Genomic DNA, 11,921 nt, shown 5'->3' on the forward strand with positions numbered 1-11,921 from the left:
ATGAGCATATGAAAACATAGTTACTCTTAATTAATAATCCGAAAAAAACCGGCGTGCTACCAACACAACCGGCTTTTGTCTATTCTGTTAGAAAAGACCGTCTGGATTAAGCCCATAAAAATCTTGTGAGAACTTATCAACTAACCCAAACTTTACAAAAGTATGCAATTAAATGTTTACGGTAAAATCCGGATATTATCTGGAATATTCCCCTCAAAATTGTTTCTGGCTATGAAACTAACCATTGCTCTATTAATTTTAGGCTGTTTGCAAATCAATGCAAAAAGCTTTTCACAAACTATCACTTTAACAGGGAATAATATTTCTTTGGAAAAGGCGCTCATTTCTATTGGAGAACAAAGTGGTTATTATTTTTTTTATAAATACACTGAAATAGTCAATGCTAAACCATTGAATCTTAATCTTAAGGGAGTAAGTTTACAAAAAGCATTAGCAGAAAGTTTTAAAAATCAACCTTTTAGTTATACTATAGATAGTAAAACAATCATCGTAAAAGGTATTGAAGATCGGCCCTCAAAGAAAACTGCAACTGAAATCAAGGGAAAGGTGATTGATGAAAAAGGTCAGCCATTACCTGGGGCAGTAATTAAAGTAAAAGGCTCTAATAAAGTTACAGCAACCGATGGCAAAGGTAATTTTCTTTTAGAAAGTATTTCTGAAACAGCGATTCTTGTGATTTCTTATACTGGCTATGTATCTCAGGAGATATCAGTTGTAGGTAAAAGTTCAATTGAGATTGTGTTAAAAGAAGATAACCAGAGTTTGAATACCGTTGTGGTTGTAGGATACGGTACGCAGCAAAGGAAAGATATAACAGGGGCTATCAGTTCGATGAGTTCTCAGAAAATTAAAGATCAACCTGTTGTAAGTATAGATCAGGCTATGGCTGGACAAATGTCAGGCGTACAAGTTACACAAGCAACAGGTGCTCCTGGAGGCGGTGCGACTGTAAGGATTAGAGGAGCTGGTTCATTAAGTGCAGGAAATGAACCACTTTATGTAGTAGACGGTTTCCCTGTGACGAACGATTATAATCAAAGGAACAATCCGTTAAATTCAATTAATCCCGCTGATATAGATAACATTCAAGTATTAAAAGATGCTTCGGCAACCGCTATTTATGGTTCAAGGGGTTCTAATGGAGTTGTTATTATTACAACTAAGTCTGGAAAATCAGGGATATCTAAAGTAGATTTTAGCATAAATACTGGTTTGCAGCAGGTTGAGAAGACCTTGGATGTCCTGAATGCGAAGGAATTTGCTGTTTATATCAATGAAGCGAGAAATAATGCCTGGGTAAATTCAGGACCAAATAGGTTGCCTACTGATCCGAATAATATAAGGAATAATGTGATGTACAATTTACCAGCAGTATTTGCTGATCCTGAATCTCTAGGCGTTGGAACAAACTGGCAGAACGAAATTTTCAGAACTGCGCCTATGAGTAATTATCAGATAAATTTCTCAGGAGGGAATGATAAAACAAAATATTTTCTATCAGGTGGTTATTTAACCCAGGATGGAGTGGTTTTAAACACAGATTTAAAACGCTACACTTTTCGTGTTAATGTAGAGTCTCAGGTAAATAAAAGTATAAAGGTTGGAGCGAATATCACCCCTTCATACTCCACTTCAAATCAAGGTTTAGTAGAAGGAAACTGGCAGGGAGGAGGTATCATTCAGTCCGCATTAACTGCTGCTCCGCATTTGTCTCCTTATGATGCTAATGGGAGCTATACAAAAATTACTGGTCAGGGAATAGGAACAAGTGAAGTAGATAACCCTGTAAAGATTGCAAAGGAGTATTTTCATAAGCAGAATACTTTAAGGTTATTAGGGACAGCCTTTGTTGATGTAAATATTCTAAATGACTTAAATTTTAAGACTTTGGTCGGTGTTGATCTAAAGAACTTTGATCAGGATATTTTTAATCCATCAATTATTAATCCCAATAGTGTAAATGCTACGAAATTGCCTACAGGTACTTATGAAGATGCAAGTAGTAGAAACTGGTTGTCGGAATTCACTTTAAATTATAAAAAGCAATTCGGAGAACACCGGTTTGATGTTTTAGGTGGTTATACAATCCAAAAAGAAAATACGGACTTAACCATATTAAACGGGACAAACTATGCTAATGATTTAGTGAAAACTGTTAATGCTGCGGGTTTGGTGACTACTGGAGCCAATTCTGGACCTCAGGAATGGTCGTTACTTTCATATTTAGCTCGTTTGAACTATAGTTATAATGATAAATACTTATTGACGGCAACATTTAGACGTGATGGCTCTTCTCGTTTTGGGGGCGATAATAAATGGGGTTCTTTTCCTTCTATATCAATTGGTTGGAGAATTTCTGAGGAGAGTTTTTTAAAGAATCTTAACTGGCTAAGTGAATTGAGAGTGCGTTCAAGTTATGGTTTAACCGGGAATAATTTTATTACCAATTACGGGGCTATAGGCTTAACCGGTATCGAGAATTATGTGTTTGGAGCAAGTGGAGGCTCGGTAACCAACGGCATCAAATTGATTAATATTGAAAACTCATTGTTAGGTTGGGAAAGAAATAAACAGTTAGACCTTGGTTTGGAAATGGGGTTATTTCAAAGTCGCTTATCGATGTCTTTTGATTATTACAACAAAACTACATCCGATTTATTACTTAATGTTCCGGTTCCAACTTTAACAGGCTATAGTAATGCACTTCGAAATATAGGAGAGATTAAGAATAAAGGTTTTGAATTTAGTCTGACCAGTAGAAATATGATCAAAGAATTCAAATGGACAACCGATTTCAATTTGTCTACTAATAACATAAAAGTATCAGCGTTAGGGCCAGACGGGTCACCGATTCTGGCCAGGCAAATTACATTTGCTGCTGGCTCTACTCATATAACCCAGATAGGATCAGCGCCAGGTTCTTTTTACGGTTATAAAGTTATCGGCGTTTATCAAAATGCTGCTGAAGTGGCTAATAGTGCAGCACTGCAGGATGCTGCTGGAAATAAAACTTCTAAACCTGGTCAACTAAAATTTGCTGATGTGGATGGCGACGGGATCATTACAGCGAATGACAGAACAACTATTGGAAGTCCGTTCCCTGAATTTACTTATGGCATGACGAATAGCTTCTTTTATAAGAATTTTGACTTTGCTTTTACCTTGCAAGGCGTACAAGGATTTGAAGTATTGAACGCCGCCAGACGTTTTTATGGTAACTATGCTGGTACATACAATGTGTTGAGTAGTACTGCAAATGGCTGGAAATCGGAATCAGACCGTGGAAACGGGGTAAGTCCCCAGATTGATCGCAACTTCGGCGCTGTGGGAGTTAGTTCTGTAATTAATAGTGTAACTTCTCAATTTGTAGAGGATGGATCTTTTTTAAGAATTAGAAATATCACGTTAGGATATAATTTGCCTTCCTCAATGTTGAAAACGCTAAAAGTTGCAAATGCCAGGTTAAGCCTTACGGTTCAAAATGCTTTTACATTTACCAATTATGAAGGTTATAATCCTGAGGTTAGTGTAGAAGGAGGGAATCCCTTGGTGCCAGGAGTTGATTCTGGTGGTTACCCTCTTGCCCGCACATTTATGTTTGGTTTAAATTTTGGATTTTAATACGGTTATAGATATGAAAAATATTAAGACATTATTTGCAATGGGATTAATTGTATTAGTTTCTGCAACTAGCTGCAAGAAAAGTTTTTTAGATCTCGCTCCTATAGCTCAACAAAATGGGAACAATTTCTATAAAACAGCTGAAGACATGAAGAATGCCCTTACCGCTGCTTATGGAGGGTTACAGTATGGAGGTTTGTATTATTCATCTATGCATATTATTGGTGATTTACGTTCTGATAATACAGAAATTACAAACGTTAATGCAGGTGCTGATCAAGATGCCGTAGATAAATTTCAGAATCTGGCAACTAATTCCATCAGCAGTAATACTTGGGCAGGTCATTACCAGGCTATTCAATCCACAAATATTGTGATTGAAAAAATTAAATCTGTCACTATGGATGAAAGTTTGAAAGCCAGATATACAGGTGAAGCTAAGTTTCTAAGGGCCTTGATGTATTTCAATTTAGTTAGGATTTTTGGTGATGTTCCTTTGGTTACTGCAGTCATTACGAATCCTGAAGAGGGCTATAAATATAAAAGAGAGGCTGTCAATTTAGTTTACGATCAAATTATCAACGATCTTAAAGATGCTGAACAAAGTTTGATCTACGAATATACAGGTGCAGATATAGGAAGAGCAACTAAAGGGGCTGCCATGACATTATTGGGCAAAGTATATTTAACCCAGAAAAGATGGGACCTGGCTTCACAGAAACTTAAGGAAGTTATAGATCAGGTTAGCCTCAATAAATATCAGCTTCTTCCTACTTATGCTGGAGTTTTTGGTATTGCAAATGAGAACAATAGAGAATCTATTTTTGAAGTGCAATTTAAAAAAGGATCTGGGGGAGAAGGAAGTCCATTTACCAATCAGTTTGCACCTATTGGTTCTGGTACAGCTGTAGTAAGTATAGGCAATCCCCTTGGTCAAAACATTCCAACGGCTGATATGAACAATGCTTATGAGGCTAATGATGCAAGAAAGACTGTTTCTATGCGTAACAGTTATGTGCTGGGTGCTAATACTGTTATGCACAACTACATTGTTAAATATAGTGGTGTACCAGCAGCAAGTCTGGATAGTGATAACAACTGGATTGTACTAAGGTATGCAGATGTATTATTGATGTATGCCGAAGCTTTGAATGAAATTGGATATGTAGCAGAAGGCCCTGCTTTTGGTTATTTAAATCAGATTAGGGGCAGAGCAGGATTGGGAATAAAAACAAGTAATAACCCCGTTGTTGCGTTAAGAGTTCCGGATCAGGAGGCATTTAGACTGGCAATTGAGCAGGAACGAAGGGTTGAACTTGCATTTGAAGGCCATCGTTGGTTTGATCTTGTCAGAACAGGTAGAGCAATAACCTTATTAGGTTCTCTGGGGATGCAGACGCACCATAATGTTTTTCCTATACCACAAAGTCAGATTGACATCAATCCAGGGATGATTATTCAAAATCCACTCTATACTAATTAATTTTTTGAGTTTCAGACTGCATCATAGATCAGGATTTACGATGCAGCCTGAAATTTTTATTCGTTATAACCATCAATATCTTGATGAAGAAATCTATTTTTTTGTTGTTTTTTGCTGTCTCATATTACAGTGCTGTGTTAGCCCAGAAACCATTAACCCTGAACCAAAAGGACGATGGTTATCGAGGAATTTGGTATAGCAATCAACCTTCCAATGATGAGTACGTATATAAATATAGTGGAGGGTTAGGCACTTATCCTGCTAATCATTATCCATTTTCAGTTTATGTAAAGGCTGTAAATAAAACCTTTTTTTGTTATGGCGGAACTGATGCCAAAGGCAAAACCTTACTGCATATGGTTTCTTATTATGACCATAGTACAGGTAAAGTACCAAGGCCTACTATCGTTTTAGATAAAAAGACTGATAATGCACACGATAATCCTGTAATGAACATAGATAAGGAAGGATTTATCTGGTTATTCTCTACCGCTCACGGGACTAATAGTCCTTCCTATGTTCATAAGAGTTTAAAACCCTATGACATTACCACCTTTGTACAGGTTCATACCACCAAAACAGAAAATGGTGAAATAGTGCCCATGGATAATTTCTCTTATCTGCAGAGTTGGTATCAACCTGCAAATGGTTTCATTAATCTCTTTACTCACTATGATAGAAATGTGATTCCAGGACAGCCAACCAAGCCAAGAAGAACTATTAGTTACATGACATCCTCAGATGGTGTGAAATATGGTGAATGGACTGATTTGGCTACCATTGAGGAGGGACATTATCAAACTAGTGGTCAGTATCAAAATAAATTAGCTTCTGCGTTTAACTTTCATCCAATTAAGCAGAATGAGAATGGCTTAAATTATCGTTCAAACCTATATTATATAGAGAGTACAGATTTTGGTAAAACATGGAGCACTATCGAGGGTAAAACACTTCAGTTACCATTGAATACAATTGAAAACTCTGCTTTGGTTAAAGATTATTATAGCAGTGGTTTAAATGTGTATATCAATGATTTAACCTTTGATAAAAGAGGTAATCCGATTATTTTGTACCTTACCGGAAAGGGTTATCAAGCTGGTCCGAAAAATGGCCCTCGGTTATGGCATACAGCTAGATTTACTGGCGCTGAATGGGAAATACTACCCATTACGAAGTCTGACAATAACTATGATATGGGCTCTTTATATGTCGATGATAAGGATGTTTGGCGTATGATCGGACCCACTGCCCGGGGACCTCAAGCATACAATACTGGCGGGGAAATGGTTTTATGGATTAGTAAGAACCAAGGCAGGAAATGGACGTCTAAGCTTTTAACTAAACATAGTCTGTACAATCATTCGTATGCAAGAAGGCCTGTTAATGTTAATGATGGTTTTTATGCTTTTTGGGCTGACGGCCACGGTAGAAAGCGGTCAGTATCAAGATTGTATTTTACTGATAAAAAAGGCAATGTTTATATGTTACCGGAAACAATGAATGCCGATTTTGTAAAACCAAAAAAGGTAAAACTTAATAAACGCTAAATATGAGAAGAGATTTAATAGGTCTGACACTGTTATGCCTGATGTTAATTTCTTTAACGCCGAAAGCTCAGGACGGTAAATTAACAAATCTGGGTGTTCAGGTTGGTGCAGCAATGATTCAAGGAAGTATTTTTCTAAAAGATAATAATGGGAGGGAACTTGTATTTACGGTTGTTAGAGGAGAACCTGCCCATCTGTTAGGTTATGAGGTAAATTCAGGTAAACTGATATTGGATAAGGAGTTAACGGGGGCTGATGGGGCATGGGATATGGCTTATTCTTCTGATGGTTATCTATATATTCCCGGAGCTAGTGGTTTTTTGTTTAGGCATCGTCCAGGTACTCAGTTGGTAGAAAATCTTGGGTTAGCCCTGAAAGGAGAGACTTATGTGTGGAACCTGACCGTTGGGAAAAATGGTGAAATTTTTGGCGCCACATATCCAGGTTGTAGAGTATTCAGGTATCATGCTGCTGATGGTTTTTCTGATGTAGGAAAGGGGCCATTGGTGAATGGAGAAAATTATGTTAGAAGCTTGGTTTTTAATGAAAGGACAGGATTACTTTATGCAGGAATAGGGTCTCATGCTCATTTGATCGAAATTGATCCCATAACAGGGATTAGAAGAGATATACTTCCTGAAAAATATAAATCTAAGGAGTTTGTATATGGACTTGAATTGGTAAATGGGAGGGATGGTGTAGATAGGTTGCTTGTGTTGCTTACTTCAGGTCGTCAAACACTCGTTTATAATCTGAAGACACATCAAGTTGAACAGGAAATTGAAGGTATGGATATGAAAATGGTATGGGATGATAAAGCAAATGACAGGGTTTTTTATACTTCAAAATTCAACCTTATGAGTTTTAATCCTGCTGTATCTGTTTCATTTGCGAAAACTTTAGCTGCAGGTATTGGAACTGCAAATGCAATTACAATGGGCCAGGATGGAAAAATACATATTTTAACTGATAAGGGAATTTTGGTAAAGTACAATACTGAGAATGGTAAAGTTAAAACTCAGAAACTGGCTATTCCACAACAAGCGATTCCAATTAATGCAATTTTATACGGGCCTGATGAAAAAATATGGATGGGTGGATATCTGGCAGGTGGGCATGCTACTTATGATCCTGTAACTGGTAAAAATACAAGATATGAGGGACTTGATCAAACAGAAGGAATGGCCGTTCAGGAAAAATTCATTTACTTTGGGATTTATCCCAAAGGCAGATTTTATGTTTATAATACTGATGAGAAATGGAATCCAGATGCAAATAATCCCCGAAAAATTGGAGAGATTGAGGGTCAAAGCCGTTCGTTTGCAATTTTAAGCATTCCTGATCAGCAGAAAATGGTGTTTGGTATGATTCCCGATTATGGTAAACTTGGTGGGGCATTGCTGGTATACGATAAAGCGAGTGATAAACTTTCTTCATATGGAAAAGTTATTTCAATGCAATCTATTTCCAGTCTTGTTAAAACTACTGATCTGGTGTTGGGTGGCACAACAATTTCTGGTGGATTGGGTGTAAAACCTGTCGCTAAAGAAGCTGTGCTTTTTGGATGGAATATGGATACCAATAGAAAGGAGTTTGAGTTGGTGCCGGTTCCAGGTGCGTCTGCAATTACTTGCCTGATTAATGGACCAGATGGAAATGTTTGGGGAATTGCTGGAGGCATGCTTTTTATTTTTGACACTGAAAAACGGGAAGTGATTTCTACACATAAGTTATATGATGTGCCCCCACTTACCAGTCATGTCTGGAGGGGTGGTACACTAGTGATTCATCCTTCAGGAGAGGTATATGGAACGGGAAATGATCATTTGTTTAAAATAGATCCTAAAACAAAGACACCGACAATATTGGTTAAAGGAGCTAGTCTCCTTGCAATGGATAAGGATGGGAATCTTTATTTCAGACGTACAAAGGAACTCTGGCAATATAAAGTAGGTAATTAGGTGTTTAACCATTAAAGTACTTTGGTCGCCAAAGACAAATAAAGACTGGATCAGGTTTAATAATAAATTATATTTCCATTCAAAAAGGCTAGGAGCAGCAGGAAGAAGTATATTTACATTAAACCCTATGTTGTATAACAACAAGGAGGTTAATTAACATCAAATTATGTACTGATGAAAATATTTAAAACTTTAATTCTCCTTGTATTGGTTAGTAGCAGTATGCTTCTTTTTGCACAAGTACCCCAAAAAGAAGCTGCTGTGAAACGACCAAATATTGTGATCATCATTTCGGATGATCATGCTTATCAAACAATCAGTGCTTATGGAAGCAAAATGATGCAGACGCCTAACATAGACCGAATTGCAAATGAAGGTGTTCGTTTTGATAAGGCTTATGTAACTAATTCTATTTGTGGACCTAGCAGGGCTGTAATCCTAACGGGAAAATACAGTCATAAAAATGGGTTCAAAGATAATGAGAGTTCAGTTTTTAACGGTGATCAGGACTCTTTTGTTAAGCAATTACAAGGTGGAGGCTATCAAACAGCATGGATAGGCAAATGGCATCTGGAAAGTAAACCCCAAGGTTTCGATTTCTGGCAGATATTACCTAATCAGGGACAGTATTATAATCCGGATTTTAATATGATGGATGGTAGTAAAAAGAGGGTGGAGGGCTATGTTACTAACGTAATTACTGAGGAAACTGAAAATTGGCTAAATAACAGAGATGAATCTAAACCATTTTGTTTGGTGATAGGTCATAAAGCTACACATCGGGTATGGTTACCCGATACAGCTGATTTAGGTAAGTTTGATCAGGTAAATTTTCCACTACCTGCTAATTTTTACGATACTTATAAGGGTAGAAAGGCTGCAGGGATACAAGATATGTCCATAGCAAAAACTATGTTGATAGGATATGACTTAAAAATGTTTGGCTCAGACGAAAAGGAAAATATAGATGGTAATTTTAAAAGAATGAATGTAAAGCAACGTGCAAAGGTTGATGCATATTATAAGCCAATTGAAGCTAAGTTTAATGGCTTGAAATTAGAAGGGAAGGCATTGACAGAATGGAAATTTCAACGTTATATGCGGGATTACCTGAGTACAGCTGCATCTCTCGATCGAAACATAGGACGTACGCTGGATTATCTGGATAAGCATGGCCTTAATGACAATACTATCGTAATCTACTTATCTGATCAGGGATTTTATATGGGGGAGCATGGTTGGTTTGATAAACGATGGATTTATGAAGAATCTTTTCGTACTCCAATGGTAATGCGCTACCCGGGACTGATTAAAGCGGGAACTGTTTCTGATCGTTTTGTGATGAATCTGGATATTGCCCCAACAGTACTTGAAGCAGCAGGACTACCTATTCCCAAAGATGTACAAGGCAAATCTATGTTGCCTGTCTTAAAAAATAAAGCTGATAAAGGTAGACAGGTATTGTATTACCATTATTATGAAAATGGGGAGCATGCCGTTTCTCCGCATTTTGGAATCCGTACAAAAAGATATAAATTGATCAGATTCTATAAACGAGTAGAAGGTTGGGAATTGTATGATCTTAAAACAGATCCGGATGAAATGGATAACAAATATGGAAAGAAGGGGTATGAGGCTATTACTGCTGGTTTGAACAAAGAGTTAATCAGTCAGATTGAGCAATTTGAAGATAATGATGCCCTGAGAATTTTAGAAAAGGACAATAAGAAATAATATGGAAATGAAATCAAGTCTTATAATTGGTTCATTGTTGATGTTGTGCAGTTCAGCAATAGCGCAACAGAATTACGATATCATATCTTCAAGTGACAGCGAAGCTGAAATTATCAGAAAAGCTGCAAATATCACACCTTCACCACGTCAGTTAAATTGGCAGAAGCTGGAACTGACTGCATTTTTTCATTTTGGTGTAAATACATTTACGAATAGAGAATGGGGGACTGGAAAAGAAGATCCTAAGATTTTTAATCCGTCGAATCTGGATGCCATACAATGGGTAAAAGTAGCAAAGGATGCTGGATTTAAGCAAATCATATTAACAGCTAAGCACCACGATGGCTTTTGTTTATGGCCAACCCGTACAACTGATCATTCTGTAAAAAGTAGTCTCTGGAAATCAGGGAAGGGAGATGTTGTGAAAGAAGTTGCTGATGCTTGTAAAAAGTATGAGATTGGATTTGGTATTTACCTTTCTCCATGGGATATGAATTCACCACTTTATGGTACAAATAGTTATAATGATCTTTTTATAGATCAGTTAACAGAGTTACTTAGTCTGTATGGACAGGTAGATGAGGTTTGGTTTGATGGTGCAAATGGCGAAGGCCCCAATGGTAAAAAGCAAGAGTATGATTTTGATCGCTGGTATGCACACATCCGCAAACTTCAACCAAAAGCGACCATTGCAATTATGGGACCGGATGTACGGTGGGTTGGAACGGAAACAGGTTATGGCAGAGATACAGAATGGAGTGTATTGCCGGCAAATAACTTATCTCAGACCAAGATCTCAGAAGATTCACAGCAGGAGATGAATACGAAACCAACAGGATTTCTAAAAGGAGCAGATATTGGAGGTCGAGATAAACTTAAAAATGCTAAAGGACTTGTGTGGTATCCTGCTGAAACAGATGTATCCATTAGACCAGGGTGGTTCTATCGTCCTTCGGAAGATACCAAAGTTAAAACACCGGAAAAACTGCTGGACATTTATTACAGTTCTGTAGGTAAGAATAGTGTACTATTGATGAATATCCCTCCGGATACTAGAGGATTGATCAATAAAAGTGATATCAATAGCTTGAACGAATGGGCAAGAATTAGAAATGGAACATTTAAGACAAACCTGGCTGCTAAGGCGAGAGTCGTTTCTTCAAATGGTAAGGATGAAAAGGCACTGTTAGATGGTAACTATAAAACTCACTGGACTACAAAAGGAACAGATACTACTTCAGTAATAGAATTTACGCTACAAAAATCAGCTACTTTTGATGTAGCAATGCTACAGGAAAATATCACAATCGGTCAGCGTATAGAAAAGTTTTCTATTGAATATTTAGATAATGGTAAATGGAAAGCTCTTACTGAGGGAACAACTGTTGGTTATAAACGTTTACTTAGATTTAAACCAGTAACTTCTGAAAAGGTTAGAGTAACGATCAATTCTTCACGCTTAAATCCAACAATCTCAGAATTTGGTTTATATAAACAGATAGAATAAGAAACTTTATTCTATATTTGATATCCTGATTAATACTTTCCTTTTAT

6 protein-coding genes are annotated in these 11,921 nt (G+C 37.1%); all 6 read left to right on the plus strand.

The genetic code is table 11. The features are described 5' to 3' along the window. Positions 1–162 precede the first annotated feature (162 nt). The 6 genes from ABDJ41_RS11135 (at position 163) to ABDJ41_RS11160 (ending at position 11,874) form a co-directional block, all read left to right on the plus strand. Positions 163–3,642 carry a SusC/RagA family TonB-linked outer membrane protein gene (locus tag ABDJ41_RS11135; protein WP_349786079.1) on the plus strand — a complete coding sequence of 1,160 codons (3,480 nt, stop codon included), beginning with the start codon at positions 163–165 and terminating at the stop codon, positions 3,640–3,642. Between the two features lie 13 nt (positions 3,643–3,655). After that, positions 3,656–5,125 (plus strand): RagB/SusD family nutrient uptake outer membrane protein, encoded by a 1,470-nt coding sequence (locus ABDJ41_RS11140; RefSeq protein ID WP_349786080.1) that lies wholly within the window; start codon positions 3,656–3,658, stop codon positions 5,123–5,125. A gap of 83 nt (positions 5,126–5,208) precedes the next feature. Then, the gene (locus ABDJ41_RS11145) at positions 5,209–6,672 is read left to right on the plus strand and encodes a BNR-4 repeat-containing protein (RefSeq protein ID WP_349786081.1); all 1,464 of its coding nucleotides are present in this window, start codon (positions 5,209–5,211) and stop codon (positions 6,670–6,672) included. Positions 6,673–6,674: 2 nt separating this feature from the next. Beyond that, on the plus strand, positions 6,675–8,633 hold the full coding sequence (locus tag ABDJ41_RS11150) for a ligand-binding sensor domain-containing protein (RefSeq protein ID WP_349786082.1): 1,959 nt from the start codon (positions 6,675–6,677) through the stop codon (positions 8,631–8,633). 174 nt (positions 8,634–8,807) lie between these two features. Beyond that, positions 8,808–10,367, plus strand: coding sequence for a sulfatase family protein (locus ABDJ41_RS11155; protein ID WP_349786083.1), 1,560 nt, complete (start codon positions 8,808–8,810; stop codon positions 10,365–10,367). 7 nt (positions 10,368–10,374) lie between these two features. Continuing rightward, the gene (locus ABDJ41_RS11160; RefSeq protein ID WP_349786084.1) at positions 10,375–11,874 is read left to right on the plus strand and encodes an alpha-L-fucosidase; all 1,500 of its coding nucleotides are present in this window, start codon (positions 10,375–10,377) and stop codon (positions 11,872–11,874) included. Positions 11,875–11,921 lie beyond the last annotated feature (47 nt).

It is taken from the genome of Pedobacter sp. ASV1-7, assembly GCF_040203335.1.
In the GTDB taxonomy this organism is placed as follows: Bacteria; Bacteroidota; Bacteroidia; order Sphingobacteriales; family Sphingobacteriaceae; genus Pedobacter.

What these genes read in the sequence shown, in the direction of transcription:
- ABDJ41_RS11150 (WP_349786082.1), top strand. Translation starts at nt 6,675, where the DNA reads ATGAGAAGAGATTTAATAGGTCTGACACTGTTATGCCTGATGTTAATT.
- ABDJ41_RS11140 (WP_349786080.1), top strand. Translation starts at nt 3,656, where the DNA reads ATGAAAAATATTAAGACATTATTTGCAATGGGATTAATTGTATTAGTT.
- ABDJ41_RS11155 (WP_349786083.1), top strand. Translation starts at nt 8,808, where the DNA reads ATGAAAATATTTAAAACTTTAATTCTCCTTGTATTGGTTAGTAGCAGT.
- ABDJ41_RS11135 (WP_349786079.1), top strand. Translation starts at nt 163, where the DNA reads ATGCAATTAAATGTTTACGGTAAAATCCGGATATTATCTGGAATATTC.
- ABDJ41_RS11145 (WP_349786081.1), top strand. Translation starts at nt 5,209, where the DNA reads ATGAAGAAATCTATTTTTTTGTTGTTTTTTGCTGTCTCATATTACAGT.
- ABDJ41_RS11160 (WP_349786084.1), top strand. Translation starts at nt 10,375, where the DNA reads ATGAAATCAAGTCTTATAATTGGTTCATTGTTGATGTTGTGCAGTTCA.